Here is a 17,275-nt window from a genome sequence, read left to right as displayed (position 1 = left end):
ACCCCGCCCCCCCCCGACACCGCCAAGCGACCACCACCCCCCGCCACACAAGCCCATCGCCACCCGCCCCCACAATAACCGAAGCCCTATTGCATAGCTCGCTCCTCTCCCTCTCACCACCACCGATACTTCTCCCAGGAGTTGGCGCGGGGGAAGAGAGCGAGCTGGAACGCGAGAGCGGGGGAAGGCTGGCTGCCTTCCCCCGCTCTGTCGGGGCTCTGTCCAGGGAGTGCTACAGCGCGGACAGGCGCTCTACATCCGCACGTGCGTAGCGGCCGAAGCGGCCGGGGGTCAGTCCGTGGCGTTCGGCGGTTACTTCGAACTTCCCGACGGGCCAGCCCAGCAGTTGCGCGGCCTCCTCGCTGCTGAGGCTCGCCTCGATCCAGGCGTGGCGGTCGGATATGGCGGTGGTGACGTCCGCCGGGGTGAGGGCGTCCAGGTCCTCGATGGCGTACAGCGGCCATCCGCGGAAGTCACCGACGGGGCGCAGCACGCCGCGCTCGGCCAGCAGTTGGACGTCGGCCCGTTCCACCTCCAGGCCGGTGCGCTGTGCGAGATGCTCTGCGGCCTTCTCCGAACCGAGGCCGGGGTGGTCGCCGACGATGGTCAGGATCTCCTCGACGCGGTCGGGGAGGGTTTGCGCCAGCTCCTTCGACCAGCGCTTCTGCTCGGTGTCGGGCTCTGGGACCAGGCCGCGTTCCCGGGCGCGCTGTAGCTGCCAGGTCTTCAGGCCCAGATAGCGGCTGAGCTGCACCGGTCCGAAGGTCTCGCGTCGCTGCGCCGCGCTTGCCCGGGGGACGGCGGGTCGGTTGCCGGCGTCAGAGGGGGTGGTTACGGGCGGGGCGGGGTCCTGCTTCAGTTCGAGTGCGGCCAAGATGGCCTCGATCCGGTCCGGGAGTGTCTTCGCCAGGGCGTAGGACCAGCGTTTGTCGTCGATGTCCGGTGGGGGGATCAGTCCCCTGTTCTGCGCGCGGCGTAGCTGTGGTTCTTCGATGCCCAGCCAGCGGGCGAGTTGCACGGGGCCGAAGTCGGCGCGGTTCTGACTCACGGGTGCGTCCCTCCGCTTGGCACGGTTTGCACGAAGTGGCGGCAGGCTGCGTAATGGGCCCTCTCACCAGTGTCTCGTGCGGCACTGACAGTGGTCTGGGACAGATCGCTGTCAGCGGTCTGGGACAGCTCTTCAGTTCTGGAGGCCCGGCGGCTGGTCGGGGGTAGGGGTCAGGGCAGCGTGGAGTTGGGGCCAGCTCAGGTCCTTGGCGACCTTGGAGGCGGTTACCCATATCTGGGTGCCTTCCTGGTCCCGCCAGGAAGGGATGCTGAAGGAGTAGCCCCGCACCTGGCCGGTGGAGGGGGAGCTGTGGGCGCGCCAGTCCACTCCTGCTTCGGTCAGGGCGCGTTCAAAGGCGTTCTGGCCCTGGCCGCGGGTCGCGTCGCGTGCGGCGCGGATGCGGGCGCGGAGTTCCTCGCGCTCGGGGCGGGGTGCTCCCCTGTTCTCGCTTGCGGCTCTTTCGGGGCGGGTGACCTGGGGGGCGATGCGGTTGCTGCGTTCTTCGGCGTTGACGAGCTTCCAGATGCGCTCGATGTCGCGGACGACGGGCCAGGAGCGGTGGTAGTCGAAGGCGTCCCGCACCAGCCAGCCGGTCCAGTCGAGGCGGCTGATGGTGAGGTGGATGTGGTCCTCGCCGTGCCGGACGGCGACCCAGGGGCAGTTGCCGTATCCCATGCGGGTCACGTAGCGCTCGGCGATTCGGGCCCAGGACGCGTCCGGGAGGATCGGGTCGTCGGGGGCGGTGCGCAGGGCGCAGCGCCAGATGGGGCGGGCCACGTCGGCGCGGCGGGCGGTGTGGGCGTCGATGAGGTGTGCCAGCTGGTCGACGGTGCCGGGGACGTTGCCCGTTATGAGGCGGGGGTTGACGTGTTCCTCGTCGCGGCCGGGGCCGAAGTCGTAGCGGAGGGCGCGGTCTGCGCGTCGGCCTTTCGTGATCTTCGCGATCACTGTGCCGGTCCGGCTGCGCGCTCGGGTGCCACCGGCAGGCCACGTACGTGAAGTGCCGCGTTGCCGAGCTGGGCGAGTACCGCGTCGGCGTCAGCGGGGAGACTGCCGTGTTCCTGCGCGTGGCGCATGAGGTTCCGCAGGTTTTCCGCTGCCTGTACGAGTTGCGTGTAGGCGGTCTCGTTCACCTGGGGTACGCGAGGGACGTCACCGGGGAGGCCGGGGTGTCCGTTGAGGGATTCCTCGACGACTGCCCGTACCCAGGCACCGAGTTCCTTGCGTTCTGTCCCCTGGCGCGCTTTTTGCCAGCGCTCCAGCTCGTCGGAGTTCAGTCGCACGCTGACGCAGTGCGTGCGCTTGTTTCCCGGAATCCCCCGCACCATGTGTGTCCCCTGTGTCCCCTCGTTCGTCCACCGCAGCATCACGGTGTGTCACGGCACCAACCGTAATCCTCCGTGCTTGGTGGGGGCTTGGGCAGGCCGGGGGAACGGGGGGCTGTGGGCGAGACCGGGGGTGGGTGTGACCGGGGACGCAGGAGGACCAGCATCTGCTGGCGGGGTTGGTGTGTTGAAGGCGTACCAGCGGTTGGGGTGATCCCCGAAGGTGGCCGATGTCCCGGCGGTGGCGGCCGAGGCTGTCTATCCGCGATCTGAACTTGGCGTGGCAGTGCCGTCTGAGGTCGTTTCGACTTTCGTGTAGAGGATGTCGCGGGCCTGCTCCGCGGCGCGGGCGAGGCTCTCGCCGACGAAGTCGAGGAAGCGGGCGACGTTCTCCAGGCGGACGGCGGCCGGAGTGCCGGGGCCGAGGACGCCGACGCCCTGCCGTGCGATCTCGACCTGCTGGTTGAGGGACCGGACGCTGGCGTCCATCGACTGGTACCAGATGTCGTCGTCGACGACGTAGCGCTCGCGGCGGCGTTCGTCGCGTTCCCTGCGGACGAGGGCCTGGCTCTCCAGGAAGGCGATGGATTTGGAGATGGTCGCCGGGCTGACCTGAAGGCGCTGGGCGAGTTCGGACGCCGTCAGGCTGCCGGCATCGGTGGTGAGGAGGCAGACCATCACCCGCGACATCATCTTGGGCAGGCCCGATTCCATCATGACGGTGGTGAACAGCTCCTCGTACTCACGGACGGCCTCGGCGTCGCGTCCGTGTGGCTGGGGGACCGGCTCCGAGCCTCGGGACGAGGCGGGCCTTCGCCGGTGGGCGCGCCGTTCCGTGGCGCGGTGGGCCAGGTCCGCGCGGTATCCGGTGGGGCCGCCGTTGCGCATTACCTCACGCGTGATCGTCGAGGTCGGGCGCTCGAGACCTCTGGCGATCTCCGCGTAAGCGAGGCCGTCGGCCAGCCCCAGCGCGATCTGCTGGCGGTCCTGCTGGGTGAGCCTGCCTCCCGGCATTGCGGCCTCCTTCGTGTTCACTGATGCGTCCAGCGTAGCGTTCGCGCCCAATTCATTGCAACACTCAGTTGGAGATGTTGCATTACTGTTCAGAACTACTGCAACGACTGCAAGGTTTTGATCTGCAGTTATGACGTTTTTATGCAACGTGCGTGTTGCCACACTCATAAACGCAACGTAGCTTTTCCAGTGTTCGAAACGACGACTCCCAAGGAGAGCACGATGCAGAAGTTCGACACCCCCGCCCCGATCTCCGCCGTTCTCGACATCCCCGCGGGGCGCGTCCAGATCATCGCCGCCGACCGGGCCGACACCGCGGTCGAGGTCCTGCCCGCGAACGCCTCGAAGAGCCGCGATGTGAAGGCAGCGGAGCAGACAAAGATCGGATATGCCGACGGAGTCCTGCGGATCGAGGTCCCGGCGAAGAACCAGTACTTCGGCCCCTCCGGATCCATCGAGGTGACGGTCCAGCTGCCCGCCGGTTCCCGCGTCGAGGGGAAGGCGGCCAGCGCCGAATTCCGGGCCGTCGGCCGCCTCGGCGACGTCACCTTCGAAGGCGCGTACCAGCAGCTCAAGATCGACGAGGCCGCGAGCGCCCGCCTCACTGCGAGCGACGGCGACGTCGAGGTCGGCCGGCTCAACGGCCCCGCGGAGATCAGCACCGAGAGGGGTGACATACGGATCGCAGAGGCCGTGCGCGGCAAGGTCGTGCTCCGCACCCAGTCCGGCGACATTTCGGTCGGCGCCGCCGCCGGAGTCTCCGCCTCCCTGGACGCCGGCACCTCCTACGGCCGCATCAGCAACGACCTCAAGAACGATGGCACCGCCGAGCTCGACATCCACGCGACCGCCTCCCAGGGCGACATCGCCGCCCGCAGCCTCTGACCCGCAGCCTCTGGAAGGAAGCACCCCTCATGACCAGCTTGGCCATCGCGGCGAACGGGCTGCGCAAGTCCTACGGCGACAAGGTCGTACTCGACGGCATCGATCTGGCGGTGCCGGCCGGAACGGTCTTCTCCCTGCTCGGCCCGAACGGCGCCGGCAAGACCACCGCCGTCAAGATCCTCTCCACCCTCATCGGCGCCGACGGCGGTGACCTGCACGTCGGCGGCCACAACCTGGCCGCCGACCCGCAGGCGGTACGCGCCGCGATCGGGGTCACCGGGCAGTTCTCCGCCGTCGACGGCCTGATCACCGGCGAGGAGAACATGCTCCTCATGGCGGACCTGCACCACCTCTCCAAGCGCGAGGGGCGGCGGGTCGCCGCCGAGCTGCTGGAGCGGTTCGACCTGGTGGAGGCCGCGAAGAAGCCCGCCCAGAGCTACTCCGGCGGCATGAAGCGCCGCCTGGACATCGCCATGACCCTGGTCGGCAACCCAAGGATCATCTTCCTCGACGAGCCGACCACCGGCCTCGACCCGCGCAGCCGCCACAACATGTGGAGGATCATCCGCGAGCTGGTCTCCGGCGGCGTCACCGTCTTCCTCACCACCCAGTACCTGGAGGAGGCCGACGAACTGGCCGACCGCATCGCGGTACTGAGCAACGGCCGGATCGCCGCCGAGGGCAGCGCCGAGGAGCTGAAGCGGCTCATCCCGGGCGGGCACGTGCGGCTGCGGTTCTCCGACCCGGCCGCGTACCAGTCCGCCGCCCTCGCGCTGCGCGAGGTCACCCGGGACGACGAGGCGCTCGCGCTGCAGATCCCCAGCGACGGCAGCCAGCGCGAGCTGCGCTCCGTCCTCGACTGGCTGGACGCCACCGGCGTGCACGCCGACGAGCTGACCGTGCACACCCCCGACCTCGACGACGTCTTCTTCGCCCTGACCGGCGGCAGCAACACTCCCAACCAGCCCAAGGAGTCTGTCCGATGAGCTCCCTCTCCCTCACCGTCCGCGACTCGTCCACGATGCTGCGCCGCAACCTCCTGCACGCCCGGCGCTACCCGTCGCTGACCCTGAACCTGCTGCTCACGCCGGTCATGCTGCTCCTGCTCTTCGTCTACATCTTCGGCGACGTGATGAGCGCGGGCATCGGTGGCGGCGGCGCCGACCGCTCCGACTACATCGCCTACGTCGTCCCCGGCATCCTGCTGATGACCATCGGCAGCACCGTCATCGGGGCCGCGGTGTCCGTCGCAACCGACATGTCCGAGGGCATCATCGCCCGCTTCCGTACGATGGCGATCCACCGCGGCTCGGTGCTCATCGGGCACGTCATCGGCAGCGTGATGCAGTCGGTCGCCAGCGTGCTCCTCGTCGGCATCGTCGCCGTGGCCATCGGCTTCCGCTCCACGGACGCCTCGCTCCTGGAGTGGCTGGCGGCGTTCGGGCTGCTGGCGCTCTTCGCCCTGGCGCTCACCTGGATCGCGGTGGGGATGGGCATGGCCAGCCCGAACGCCGAGGCGGCCAGCAACAGCGCGATGCCGCTGATCCTCCTGCCGCTCATCTCCAGCGCGTTCACCCCCATCGACGCGATGCCGGGCTGGTTCCAGCCGATCGCCGAGTACCAGCCCTTCACCCCGGCCATCGAGACCCTGCGCGGTCTGCTGCTCGGCACCGAGATCGGCAACGACGGGTGGATCGCGATCGCCTGGTGCGTCGGCCTGGCCGTGCTCGGCTACCGCTGGTCGACCGCCTCGTTCAAGCGCGACCCGAAGTAATCGGCATGAACATGCGGGCCGCCTCCCGCACCTCGTCCCACCCGGGGCGGCGTCCACCGACACCACGTCGGAAGACGCCGCCCCGTCGGCGTCCCGGCCATCTGCCGGGCTCGCTCCCCGGACATCGCCCGGCTGGAACTCCCTCAGCACGCCAAGCCGTTCGGCCGGCGCGAGCAACCGCACTGCGGAAGGGGCGCCGCCGCCAAGACCCACCACGGCGCACCGGGAAGCCGATCCGCATCGGGTACGCGAGGACGTCAACAGCCCGTCAGGAGCTGACGAGCGAGCTGGAAGCCCGGCTCGCGCGAAACGCGGCCGAGCTGACGAAGCTGTCCGCCGAGCTGCAGGCCGGCGGTACCCAGCTCGCCGTTCCTTGTCGGGGCGGGCGATCACGCTGCTCCTGCGGTGGTCTGTGCGTAGTGGGCGGTGAGCTGGTCGGTGTGGCGATCGAATACGGCGGTCCAGGCCGAGGCGGCCCAGGCGTGTTCGCGGGCACGGTCGCCACCCTCGCCGTGCGGGTCGGGGCGGTACATGATGGCGGCGGCCCGACGGGCGGTGCGAGCGGCGGCCGGGTCGATTCTCTCCAGCAGGTCGATCTGCTCACGGACGACGAGCGGTACGTGAAGCACGGTCTCCCCGTCCGGCTGCGGGCGGTGAGGCAGCCCCGGGGAACCTGCGGGCCCCGCAGGGGAGTCGCTCGGCGTCGGGCCGGTGCCGGATGCCGGCGTCGGTTGCGGCCTGGTGACCTCAGGTGCGGGAGGCGGCAAGGGGGCTTCGAGGGCTGCTTGGATGGCACGGCGGGCCTGGTCGGCTTCCAGTCGGGAGAGCGCCTTGAGCTCGCAGTCATCGCAGCGGATGCGCAGGTCTGCAACTCGACCGTAGATGCGCCCCTCGCAGCCGCCGACGGCGCAGGGGACGAGGGTCCTGCCGCCGGGTGAGAGGGGCAGGCCGATGCTCAGGGCCCAGGACAGAGCGTCGCGGCGGAACCGGTAGGGCCGCTCCGGGTCACCGGTGGCCAGCTTGGCCAGGCGCTGGCGCAGCCGTGAGGCGATCATCGCGTCGTCATCGCCCTCGGCGATCAGCCCGCCCAGCATCCGGTCCAGCAACCGCCGCTGGTACGCAGTGGGTTCGGGCAGCAATCGCTGGAGAACCTCGCTGGTGCGGGGCAGGCCCCGGGCTACCCGGCCCAGAAACGGGCAGGCCACAGGATCGGTCGAGGGAGCTGGGGGGTTGTGTTCTTCCGCGCGCAGCGCGCTGCCCCCACCACCCCTGTGCGGGAGCAGGCCCAGCCCGGATCCGGCCGCAGTCGTGTGCGCGGCCACGGCTTGGCGGGGATGCTCCCCGCGCGCGCCCGCGCGTCCCGGCCGACCTGGGGTCCCCGACGGCGCTTCGCCGGAAAACCCACCACCACCATCACTCTTCCTACTACGCCCAGCCCCAGGAGAGTGATGGGTGTGAAGGGGGGTCGTATCGTCGGGCTCTGCCTTCTCGGGCCTCGCAGGGCCTGGCACAGCTACGACCTGCGGCTTCACGGGCGCAGTTGGCGGCTGACCCGGCCCGGTCGCATCGTCGGGGTCTGCAACAAAGGGCCTCGGGGCATGGCGGCGGTCCTCCCGGCCGGTGACGGACCGGTGCGCGGCGGCCACTGCAGGCACCACGAGCTGGCTCTTCTGGTGCAGGCCCGAGGCCGTGCGACGACGGGGCCGTGCAACGGCACCGGCCTCTTCCAGCCGGGTCAACACCGCCTCGGCACCCGCCCGCTTGCAGCCCAGCAGCCGGGCCAGTGTCGCCACCACCCGGCCACGGCGGGTGTCGACCCTGCCCCCGCACAGCGGCACAATCCCGTCCTCGCCGGCCTCCAGGACCAGGAGCAGCAGCGCCAGGCGGTCCGTGGCCGCCCCACGGCCTGTACGGCAGCCCAGCAGCCCGGCCGGAGTCACCCTCCCGTCCCGGTGGAACCAGCCCGGCGCCATCACCGCTTCGACGAGCCGGTGCAGCACCGACAACTCCTTCTTGCTCAGCCCGAGCAGGCCCCGGTCGGAAGCCTCCGCCAAGGGACGCAGGCGGCACCGCAGACCGGCGTCTTCCGCGTACTCCCCAGGACGGGTCTCCACATCCACCATCGGCATGGCCCGCAGTGGGCGGACCACCGCCTTGCTCGCACGCTCTGCCGACAGGCCGATCCACTGACCCAACTCCCGCGTGGTGACCTCCGCCTCCAACGAGGTGGCGTTGGTCCGCGAGGCCAGGACCAGCACAGCAAGCCTCACCGGATCCGGCGCACCGGCCAGATCAGGGTGCGCCAGCAACGTGTGCACCACGGTACGCAGCCGGGCACGCATACCGGCGGCCAGCGCGAGCGGGTGCGCCGGACCGTACTCGGGCACGGGACCGACCTGCACCGGCACGAGACGGGGCCCATCCCGGCGCCGCTGCCCAGGGATCAGCCGCGGTCGCGCGGGCGCCGTCATGGAGCTCATCGCCGCACCGCCTCCCCCCGACACAACCGCCCCGCTCGGGGCGCGTTTGCACAGGCGTGCCCACTCGACGGCTCGGTCGGCCGTGGTCGGCCGACGGCGGGAAGGGAACGTCCGAAGGACTCACAGGCGCGCGCGATCATCACGCCCCAGAAACGGGCACGGAAACGGCCGAATGTGACAGCCGCCGATGAAATCGTGGCCCGCTCAACCCCCTGGGAGTTGACACTCGCGGTCAGCATGGGCCTGGCTGCCAGCGCAGGCACGCGCGCCAAGGAGGCCGAAAGGCACTCACCAGTCCGTGTGACATCGCCCACAGGGCGAGTGACGAACTGGGGTGCACAGCGGCCGAAATCAGGTGTGCAGGCATGCCGACAGTGGCAAGCCCGCAGGCAGTCGTGCACAATGGCTCCCGTCGAGGGGCTCCGGCCACTTGGCACGACGAAGCCCCACTAGGTGCTTCTTCGGTTTCTTGGTCGAAACCTGATTACGAACCGTCTGCTGGCTCCAACCAGCGGACGACCCCTTCGAGAGGGCTCCGCCAAGCCCACTCGGTGTCGGACAGGGGCGCTGAGGTGAGGTGATCTCCCAATCACCTGAGCTGAGCGCCCGGGGCAGCCAAAGGCGCCCCAACTCACCTACGTCATCCCGACCCCCTCATCCGAGGGGCGCTTCGGGGTGCCCTCACACAGCACAAACACCCCGCCGAAGGGCCACCCGCTGCACAGGCAGCCGGTGGCACCACGGTGGGGTGCGGTGTAGTCGGGAAGATGCAGGGGTACCCTGGTCACTGTGTCGACGCCCTTCGGTTTGGGTACAAGGGGTGTTCGGCCGGCCGATCGGACCCCCACTACAAGGTCCCTCGGCCACGTGGCCCCTCCCGGCTTGCCAAGGCCGGTCGACGGGGCCACTTCTCTTTACGATCAATGCTGTTGGGCACTCTACCCCTCCAGTAGCACTGCCGGTGGCTGAGGGGCATATGTCGCAGCGTCACCGATCGGGCTCGATGGGCAGCTGGCGAGCTTCCCTCAACTAAACGGACGCATCCATCCAATGCGCCTGCCTGCGCTGCAAGTTCGAGCAGTCCCCCCCTGGAGGGTGTCCGGCCCCCCGCGACGAGGGACCAACTCACGAACCGCCGAGACGCTTCATGCGACTGGATCGTCTCGGGAGCGATGGCTTCCGCGCACAGCAGTCAGTCAAGGACCTCGCCCTGGAGTGTCACCGCTACGCGTGTACTCGCCCAAGGCCCCCATCAGCAGCCCCGCACCGCTGACGAGCTGTCAGCGTCGTGGCGAGACAGATGTCAACAACTTCAAGACGCTCAACGACACCTACGGGGCAAGCCGTCGGCGACCAGGCGTTGTCGCCCTCGTCCGGCGGCTGCGCCAGTGGTGCACCGCACGCCGGGGGCTGGCTGCCCGGCGGGCCCGTACCGGCCGGGACCGAGTGGCGGCTGACTGAGCGGTGTGTGCAGTTCCTGGACGACGGCCTGTAGATAGCGTGTTCCAGTGCACTGCAGACCGATGGCTCGTGCCGGCGACCGTCCAAGGGCCGCAGGATCACGGCGGGGACTGGGCGGCGAAGCTCCGGGCTGCATTGGCCGTGCTGGGCACCGTGGATGGCAGCCACGTCGCCACGTTTCTGGACGAGGCCGCCGCGGAGGCGGCCCGGTGGAGGCGACCCGCAGGGAGTCGTCAGCTGGCAGGTAGCGCCGTTGGGAGCGCGCCCGGCGGAGGGCGTCATGCGTGCGTTGTGTCCTGCTCCCACTTCTGGACCTTGTGCAGGACCGCTTGAGCCGGTTCCGTGTGTTGGTCCACCGGTTGGAGATGGCGCAGCGCAGCTGACACGTAGGTGCCGAGGGAGGCGATCTGCCGGGGTGTGCGGCAGTCCGTCACCACGGCGGCGACCTGGTCGAGCCAGTAGTCGGCTTCTTCGTCAGCTGCCAGCTCGGCGCGTACCGCCAGCAGTTCGCGGCCAAGCCGGACGGTGGCCTCCCCGCGGCGCTCTTCCCGGATCTCCCGCAGCCGCTCGACTCGCTCAGCCTCCGCCCGTTCCACCTCGGCTCGGGCGACGGCCTCGGGAGTACGGCGTACCGGGAGTGCACCGGGCATGGCGGACAGTTCGGTGGCGCGCAGCCGCCTCGCCTTGCTCTCCGCGGCGCTGGCACTCCCCTTCTTGACTCCCAACGGCTCGGCCAGATCCTCCCAGTGAACGCCGGCATCCCGGGCGTCCCGGACCGCGCGGCTCTGGTGGGGGTCGGCCTCCCGGCGGAGGAACTCCCACAGCCGCACCCGCAGGAGGGCCGCGCGGCGGCGCACGGCCGGGTCGGTGAGCGTATGGGCGCGCCGTTCGGCATACAGCAGCGCTTCGCGCGGATGCTCGTCTGCCGGCATCTGCTCTACCGTCGCGTCATCGGCCGCGACATGCAGCTCACGGAGCTCAGCGACCACGGCGCCCGGGTCCGTGGGGCGCAGCCGTGTGGGCGGCTGGCGCAGCGGGGCGGCGGCCGGAGAGGGAACACGGCGGGCGCGGGACGGCATGAGTCGAGCCTGCCATGGGCTCTGGTCGGGACCCAACGACCCGTGTCTTGGAACGATGGCTGACCTGCATCGTTCAGACGTCCGGCGTGCCGTGACCTGCCGGTCTGCGACTGCCCCTGCGCTCCCGGTCTGTGTCCTCTCGGTCACTCAGTGCTGTTATGGTCACGTCAGTCACAAGGGAGGGGCGCTTGGTGCGTGGAGTGAGGGTGCTGTCGTGCGCCGTGGTGCTGGCTGCGGTGGCAGTGGGGTGCTCAGGGTCGTCCGAAGGTGACGGCAGGTCAGGCGGTGGCACTGGGGGCAAGGGCCCGGGCGGGCAGGACCAGCCGCCGGAGCGTCTGAAGAAGTTCTCGGTGCCCGGCGAGTACGACAGCACCCAGGGCTGGCAACAGACGATCCACGGCCTTCCCGAGAACCCGAGTGCGATACCCGGCACGCTGGCCGTGAAGTCGAAGTCCCTCGCCTATCTGTTGACCGGGCCCAATGGGTACGTCCTCCAAAGCCGCACCCTGGACTCCGGACGACTGCGCTGGGCCAGCAAGAAGTGGAACCCGCCGACGCCCACGTGGAACGCCGACGGTGATGCGGACTTGGGCAAGGAGGCCGAGGTTCCCGACGTGACCACGGTGACGGAAGACGGACGCGAGTACATCGTGGCCTGGGCACATGGATTGAAGGGCAAGGACGAGCTGCACGACGGCAAGGAAGTCGTCCAGCTCTCGGTCTTCCCGGCCGATGCCTCGAGCGAGGCCGTCGCCCCGGACCGCACGGTCACGGTCCCCGCAGAAGTCGGTCTCAGCGACGAGCTGGAGGTGCGTGACGGCGGTCACGGCGTCCTTGTCACCTGGGGCGAGCAGGCCGCCGCGGTGAACATCCGGACCGGCAAGGTGAAGCAGTACAAGGATGCCAACGGGCTGCTGGAGCAGTGCGACGGGATGTGCTTCGACAGCAAGGTCAAAGCCCTGACGGGCGCCGGTCCCGTGGTGGGCACCGAGGAAGGCTTTGGGGTGCCCGGCCGCTGGTTCAACGAGGACCACGCGCCGAAGGGCACAGAGAGCGGGGAACTGCTGGCCGCCGCGGATGAGCATCTGCTCGCCTCGTGGGAGACGGAAGACGACAGCGGGTTCGGCGACTCGGATGCCGTATTCGCCGTGCATGATCCCGAGACCGGTGCCATCGAAGCGCGCACGACGTGCTCCGAAGACGGCTACTCCGACGGCAAGAACATGTGGGGCGAGGGCTCGGCGCCCCCACCGTCCACCTCGCCCAACGGGCGCTACTTGGTGGCCGGGTCGGTGGCCTTCGACCTCAAGAAGAAGCGGGGAATCTGTCTTGCGGGAGACGGCGACCGCAAGAAGATCATCCTCGCCAGTGTCCGGGACGACGGCACAGCGTACGGCGGCACGGACGCCGAGGACAGCGACGAAGGCCAGTCCACGGGAGTTGCGGTATCGGTCGCTTCCGGCCGCCCCAAGGCCCTCGCAGACGGCACCGAGGTGCCGGTCGACGTGAGCCCCAAGGCGGGAGTCTTCTTGACTCGCGGCAAGAACGACGAACCCGGCGTGGCTATCGTCCACGAACGCTGAGCTGCGAACCCGCCTGCGGTGAGGGAGTGGACTTGTTGGCTGCTGGTGGCTTCAGAACTCTCGGGCGGCAGTAGGGACCGGGTGCTGGCGGGTGCTGAACTGTTTTCCGGGTGATCAGTCTTCTGTTTCCTCGGTCAACTCGTTCCACAGGGCCGTTGCTGCCTCCCCGGCCCGTACACGCGAAGCGTCCAGTCCACCGGGTCGGTTCCGTCTAGCACCCGACCCTCCAAGATTCGTTCACGCGTTCACATTTCGAACTGTTCCGCATTCTGCGGAAAATGGCATGAGCATGTCTCTCCTGCAGGTGAGGTGGGCCGTCGGCGACGCCAGCGGGAGTTATCGGCCGGGCGGATCCGGCTCGTTCGAAGCAGACTCCTCAGCTATTACGTCGTAATAGCTGGCGAGGGGCGGGACCACAGAGCCTGCGTTCATGGCTTCACCGGGCGTTATCTCCCCACCATTGGGCAGCAAGCGCCGTGATGTCTGGCCGAATGCACTGTGCGGAGGCGCAGCGGCCATGGGCGACGCTCCGCTCGACGGTCGTCCTCCAGGCCCACCACTCAGTGACGAGCAAGGCGTCGTCCTGCCGGCCGCGCTGTGGTCGCTGGCGCGGCGGACGTCAAGGGCACGCGTCGGGGCTTGAGGCGAGGACCTGTCCAGGAGCGCTCGCAGCGCATGTCATTGAGAGCACGCGTCCGGGTTGTCGACAGCCACGTGACCGAAAGCGTCGCGCCAGTCCGCATACCATTGGCGGAACCACGGATGGGACTGCGTGAGCGGGACGATGGAGTGCACCGTCTCCAGGTAGTACGAACGGCGTTTCTCCGGCCTGGGATGCGTATCAAGCCGCTGCACGTTGCTCAGCCGGTCCGCAAGTTTCACCAACAGGGCATCAGGCGGGGCGGTGCGCAGACGCGTCAAATACGCCGCCCGTGCCTCCTCGCCAGTCTGGCCCTCCGATGGCACGGGCTTGGTTACCCAGTCGACCAAGACCGCGACGCGGTCACCAAAGCGCTCCCGCACGTTCTCAAGCAAGCACTCTGTGTCCTCGACCACATCGTGGAGAACGGCCGCGCGCAACACATCGATGTCTGTCGTTCCCACCGCCTCGACCAACACGCACACGACCTCAAGCAGATGCTCGACATAAGGCTCACCCGCCGGTCGAGTCTGGTCCGCGTGCCACCGCACAGCGAACTCGACCGCCTCATCCAGCGAGGCAAGGTCCCGATTCGCGATGCGCCGCCGCACCAATCGCTCCCGCACGGACGACCAACCGGCCGCCGCCTCGAAGACCTGCAACATGAGGAACAGTTCCCTTCACTTGCCACGGCGACGACAAGCCGAACCGGCTCGCTCACACCCATCCGCGCCCTTCAGCGCGACAAGGCAGTGGCCGCCCGCCCGAACAGGAGCCAGCAAACCAGACTTCGCCTCGGTGCCGGTTTCCTACTACTGAGATTAGAAGCAGCTTCTGAGCGTCCGGAGTCTGTTGAGCACGTTCAAGGCCAGTCGTCCTCACCACCTGGGGTGGGCAATTCACCCTGACGGACGAGATCTGGGCCGTGAGTGGAGGGGCTCTCATGACTGGCAACGCCACTGTGCCGAGCGTTGAGCTATTACGCCGTAATGGCTGGAAGCACTGCTCAGGCTCGGCGCATCGCTGGCCAGCGGTGCGCCACTCCCCCTGGGGGCTTCATGTAGCCGCCGGGCGGAGAACGGGTGTTGGGCACTCGTGGCTGCGTGGGGCTGCTGGCCCGGGAGTCGGATCCTCAGTGCCGCTCGGTCGGATGCAGGGCCGACCCCTCAAGGTAGAAGGAAGAAGGGGGTGTGCCGTTCCTCACCTGGTCGGCTAGGAAGCGCCGTCTGTATCGGTCGGGTAGCACTCTGAGGCTTCGCGAAGCAGCGATCGGCACTGCAACGGCTGTGTCAGGGCGGGGTGTTGGCGGTCATTGGAGAGTCTCAGGCGCTTATTACGGCGTAATAGCCAGCCCTCAGCCATTCGACGTTGGCCACCCGAGTCTTGAGCCAACAGAATGACAAACTAACGTAGATGCACCCTCACTCGCCATGTTCGTTAGTAAGGTGGCTCCCATGGATACCTCACCGCCGCCCAGCGACCGGGAGAAAGTCGTCTCCAAGCTTCCTGCTCCGCTGCGCCAGGCCCTGAAAATCCGGGCCGCGCAGCGAGGCACCGAGATCCAGCTCGCGGTCGAGGAAGGCATCACCGCATGGTGCGCCCTTGCCGCAACGCCTGAGAGCGTCGATACGGCAGGTGCCGACTCCTTCTCCACTTTCCTACCTGAAGGACAGTGGGAGCACTTCCGCCGCGTTGCCGGCGAGCGGAAGGTGTCCCTGATCCAAGGTCTCGCCCAGTCGGTGCAGCTGTGGCTCGACACCCACCCCGCACCGGACATCGAACGGCCCGCCGTCACGCGGCGCATCGTGGTGTGCAACCAGAAGGGCGGCGTTGGCAAGACCGCCATCACCGCGGGCACCGGCGAAGCCCTCGCAGAGAACCCCGAGAAGCTCTACCCCGTACGGGTCGCCAAGCAGCTCGCGGCTGCCGCCTCGGACCAGAGCGACCCAGTCGCACTCGACGTGGAGAACCTTCCCGGCCTCGGACTCCGCGTCCTCCTCGTCGACTTCGACCCCCAGTGCCACCTCACCAACCAACTGGGCTCCGCACCCCTGGCCATGGACGGTGACAGCCTCACCAACCACATGGCCGGAGACCCCAAGGGCGACCTGCGCGACCTCATCGTCTCCGTCGACGACGACAACTTCGGCGGCCGCCTCCACCTCCTGCCCGCCTGCAACGACGCCTTTCTCCTCGACGTACGCCTCTCCGCCGTACGCGCCAGGGAAGCCGCCCTCGAGCGGGCACTGGCCCCCCTGGAGAGTGATTACGACGTAATCCTCATCGACTGCCCGCCCAGCCTCGGCCTCAGCATGGACGCCGCCGCCTACTACGGGCGGCGCCGCGAGGGCGAAGCGCCGGGGCAGTCCGGAACGCTGATCGTGGTTCAGGCTGAAGACAGCTCCGCCGATGCCTACGACCTGCTCGTCCACCAGATCGATGACCTGCGTAACGACCTGCAGATCGACATCGACTACCTCGGCATCGCCGTCAATCTCTACGACGGCCGCCGTGGCTACATCGCCACCTCCTCGCTCCAAGGCTGGGTCGACATAAAGGACCCCCGCGTCGTGGGCCTCATCGGGGACTTGAAGGAACAGAAGGAAGCCGTCCGTATGAAGGCGCCTCTCCTCTCCTACGCCCCTCGTTCCCAGCAGGCCATCGGCATGCGCGCACTGGCACGGGAGATCTCATGAGCAAGGCGGACAAGCTCGGCGCAGGCCGGTTCGGCCACCAGGCCCAGCCAGTCAGCGCCCGACGCCGCGCTGTGGCCTCCGCCACCGGTGTCCCCACCGAAGGCGTCGCCGACCCCACCGAACTCCCCCTCGACCGCATCAGCCTCAACCCGGACAATCCCCGCTCCAGCCTCGGTGACCTGACCGACCTCGCCGGCAGCCTCAAGGACCACGGCCAGAAGCAGGCCATCACCGTCATGAACCGGGACGCCTACATCAAGGCCAACCCCGACCGCGAGGCGGACCTGGAACCCGACGCCACCCACGTTGCCGTCGACGGCAACAGCCGCCTGGCCGCAGCCCGCGAGGCCGGCCTGACCACCCTGAAGGTGATGGTCAGCGACGACCAGGGAAACAACGCCGAGGAGCTTCTCGAATCCGCGCTGGTGGCCAACATCCACCGCCAGGACCTCGAGGAACTCGACGAAGCCCGCGCCCTGGACCGGCTCCGGGCCATCCACGGAAGCCAGACCGCGCTGGCCAAGCGGCTCCACCGCTCCCAAGGCTGGATCTCCCAGCGGCTCGCGCTGCTCAACCTCACCCCCGAGCTGCAACAGCGGATCGGGCAGGAACCCATCGACCTGCTGCGTGCCGTCGGGAACAAGCCGGCCGATCAGCAGCAAGCCGCTCTTGAAGAGCTCAAGCAGCAGCGGGCCCGGAAGGAAGCCGAAAGGCAGGAGCGCGGCCGCAAGCCCGAGCCGGCCCAGCAGACCGGGACAGCGGGTGAGGGCTCCATCTCCTCCGGGGAGGCCTATTACGACGTAATAGAGCGCCAGGGGAAGGCGGCGGCATCCTCCGCAGAGGAACCCGTCCCCCACTCCTCCGGGCGCGGAGGCGAGGGGGTACCTGAGCCCCGGGCGAACCACTCCCCCGCCGTCAAGGACAAGAAGAAGGCTGCGGCCTCGAGGGAGATGCCGTACCACGATGGCGAGGCACTGGCCCAGCACCTGATCGAGCGTCTCGACCCTGTCCAGATGGAGACCATGCTTGCCGTGCTGAACCAGCACCATTCACAAGCAGCCGCTGACAGGCAGGCGGCTGCCTCCTGATGGGACGCCACTGGTGCAGCAGCGCTCCCCCGGGCCTGGTGAGTAGACGCAGGCCCCGGGAGCGCATGCTGTATCCGGCTGGCGGCCCCCTCAGGGGCATCTCTGGTCACTCACATGAATGAGACACTGACCCCCCATCAAGGGCGAGAACAAAGAGACAACGGGGGCACTGGTGCAGGGGGTGCGCATTAGTCGCGTGCAC

The 17,275-nt window shown here is 68.7% G+C and carries 13 protein-coding genes; 6 read left to right on the top strand and 7 right to left on the bottom strand.

The genetic code is table 11. From position 1 onward, the window contains the following. Positions 1 to 232: 232 nt before the first annotated feature. The 4 genes from ACTWQF_RS36075 to ACTWQF_RS36060 form a co-directional block, all read right to left on the bottom strand. Positions 233 to 1,048: a hypothetical protein gene (locus tag ACTWQF_RS36075; RefSeq protein ID WP_443284000.1), complete on the bottom strand. Its 816-nt coding sequence runs from the start codon at positions 1,046 to 1,048 to the stop codon at positions 233 to 235. Positions 1,049 to 1,180: 132 nt separating this feature from the next. Then, on the bottom strand, positions 1,181 to 1,996 hold the full coding sequence (locus ACTWQF_RS36070; protein ID WP_443283999.1) for a relaxase/mobilization nuclease domain-containing protein: 816 nt from the start codon (positions 1,994 to 1,996) through the stop codon (positions 1,181 to 1,183). Then, positions 1,993 to 2,331: a hypothetical protein gene (locus tag ACTWQF_RS36065; RefSeq protein ID WP_443283998.1), complete on the bottom strand. Its 339-nt coding sequence runs from the start codon at positions 2,329 to 2,331 to the stop codon at positions 1,993 to 1,995. The genes ACTWQF_RS36070 and ACTWQF_RS36065 overlap by 4 nt, the downstream gene beginning before the upstream one ends. 300 nt (positions 2,332 to 2,631) lie before the next feature. Continuing rightward, positions 2,632 to 3,387, bottom strand: coding sequence for a helix-turn-helix domain-containing protein (locus ACTWQF_RS36060; RefSeq protein WP_443283997.1), 756 nt, complete (start codon positions 3,385 to 3,387; stop codon positions 2,632 to 2,634). 222 nt (positions 3,388 to 3,609) lie between these two features. On the opposite strand from ACTWQF_RS36060, the gene ACTWQF_RS36055 reads away from it, so the two are divergent. Genes ACTWQF_RS36055 through ACTWQF_RS36045 form a run of 3 tightly spaced genes read left to right on the top strand, consistent with a single transcriptional unit; the run spans position 3,610 to position 6,046 of the window. Continuing rightward, a complete protein-coding gene (locus tag ACTWQF_RS36055) occupies positions 3,610 to 4,272 on the top strand; it encodes a DUF4097 family beta strand repeat-containing protein (RefSeq protein WP_443283996.1) in 663 nt (220 codons plus the stop codon). Between the two features lie 29 nt (positions 4,273 to 4,301). Then, the gene (locus tag ACTWQF_RS36050; protein ID WP_443283995.1) at positions 4,302 to 5,258 is read left to right on the top strand and encodes an ATP-binding cassette domain-containing protein; all 957 of its coding nucleotides are present in this window, start codon (positions 4,302 to 4,304) and stop codon (positions 5,256 to 5,258) included. Beyond that, complete coding sequence (locus ACTWQF_RS36045; RefSeq protein ID WP_443283994.1) at positions 5,255 to 6,046, top strand: ABC transporter permease; 792 nt, start codon at positions 5,255 to 5,257, stop codon at positions 6,044 to 6,046. Before ACTWQF_RS36050 ends, ACTWQF_RS36045 begins: the two co-directional genes overlap by 4 nt. A 389-nt stretch (positions 6,047 to 6,435) precedes the next feature. Here ACTWQF_RS36045 and ACTWQF_RS36040 read toward each other — a convergent pair whose 3' ends face one another. Together ACTWQF_RS36040 and ACTWQF_RS36035 are read right to left on the bottom strand one after the other, a co-directional pair. Further along, positions 6,436 to 8,526, bottom strand: coding sequence for a hypothetical protein (locus tag ACTWQF_RS36040; protein ID WP_443283993.1), 2,091 nt, complete (start codon positions 8,524 to 8,526; stop codon positions 6,436 to 6,438). 1,739 nt (positions 8,527 to 10,265) lie between these two features. Continuing rightward, positions 10,266 to 11,066 (bottom strand): hypothetical protein, encoded by an 801-nt coding sequence (locus ACTWQF_RS36035; RefSeq protein ID WP_443283992.1) that lies wholly within the window; start codon positions 11,064 to 11,066, stop codon positions 10,266 to 10,268. A 191-nt stretch (positions 11,067 to 11,257) separates the two neighbouring features. On the opposite strand from ACTWQF_RS36035, the gene ACTWQF_RS36030 reads away from it, so the two are divergent. Continuing rightward, on the top strand, positions 11,258 to 12,649 hold the full coding sequence (locus ACTWQF_RS36030) for a hypothetical protein (protein WP_443283991.1): 1,392 nt from the start codon (positions 11,258 to 11,260) through the stop codon (positions 12,647 to 12,649). 678 nt (positions 12,650 to 13,327) lie between these two features. Here ACTWQF_RS36030 and ACTWQF_RS36025 read toward each other — a convergent pair. Further along, the gene (locus ACTWQF_RS36025) at positions 13,328 to 13,954 is read right to left on the bottom strand and encodes an HD domain-containing protein (protein ID WP_443283990.1); all 627 of its coding nucleotides are present in this window, start codon (positions 13,952 to 13,954) and stop codon (positions 13,328 to 13,330) included. Positions 13,955 to 14,743: 789 nt separating this feature from the next. Here ACTWQF_RS36025 and ACTWQF_RS36020 point away from each other — a divergent pair. Both ACTWQF_RS36020 and ACTWQF_RS36015 read left to right on the top strand, forming a co-directional pair. Next, positions 14,744 to 15,985 (top strand): ParA family protein, encoded by a 1,242-nt coding sequence (locus tag ACTWQF_RS36020; RefSeq protein WP_443283989.1) that lies wholly within the window; start codon positions 14,744 to 14,746, stop codon positions 15,983 to 15,985. Then, on the top strand, positions 15,982 to 17,073 hold the full coding sequence (locus ACTWQF_RS36015; RefSeq protein WP_443283988.1) for a ParB/RepB/Spo0J family partition protein: 1,092 nt from the start codon (positions 15,982 to 15,984) through the stop codon (positions 17,071 to 17,073). Before ACTWQF_RS36020 ends, ACTWQF_RS36015 begins: the two co-directional genes overlap by 4 nt. The last annotated feature ends 202 nt before the right edge of the window (positions 17,074 to 17,275 follow it).

Source organism: Streptomyces sp. 8N114 (genome assembly GCF_052245835.1).
Lineage (GTDB): Bacteria > Actinomycetota > Actinomycetes > Streptomycetales > Streptomycetaceae > Streptomyces.
This window is presented reverse-complemented; position numbering and strand designations above follow the sequence as displayed.

What these genes read in the sequence shown, in the direction of transcription:
- ACTWQF_RS36050 (WP_443283995.1), top strand. Translation starts at nt 4,302, where the DNA reads ATGACCAGCTTGGCCATCGCGGCGAACGGGCTGCGCAAGTCCTACGGC.
- ACTWQF_RS36045 (WP_443283994.1), top strand. Translation starts at nt 5,255, where the DNA reads ATGAGCTCCCTCTCCCTCACCGTCCGCGACTCGTCCACGATGCTGCGC.
- ACTWQF_RS36060 (WP_443283997.1), bottom strand. Translation starts at nt 3,387, where the DNA reads ATGCCGGGAGGCAGGCTCACCCAGCAGGACCGCCAGCAGATCGCGCTG.
- ACTWQF_RS36020 (WP_443283989.1), top strand. Translation starts at nt 14,744, where the DNA reads ATGGATACCTCACCGCCGCCCAGCGACCGGGAGAAAGTCGTCTCCAAG.
- ACTWQF_RS36015 (WP_443283988.1), top strand. Translation starts at nt 15,982, where the DNA reads ATGAGCAAGGCGGACAAGCTCGGCGCAGGCCGGTTCGGCCACCAGGCC.
- ACTWQF_RS36025 (WP_443283990.1), bottom strand. Translation starts at nt 13,954, where the DNA reads ATGTTGCAGGTCTTCGAGGCGGCGGCCGGTTGGTCGTCCGTGCGGGAG.
- ACTWQF_RS36035 (WP_443283992.1), bottom strand. Translation starts at nt 11,066, where the DNA reads ATGCCGTCCCGCGCCCGCCGTGTTCCCTCTCCGGCCGCCGCCCCGCTG.
- ACTWQF_RS36055 (WP_443283996.1), top strand. Translation starts at nt 3,610, where the DNA reads ATGCAGAAGTTCGACACCCCCGCCCCGATCTCCGCCGTTCTCGACATC.
- ACTWQF_RS36040 (WP_443283993.1), bottom strand. Translation starts at nt 8,526, where the DNA reads ATGAGCTCCATGACGGCGCCCGCGCGACCGCGGCTGATCCCTGGGCAG.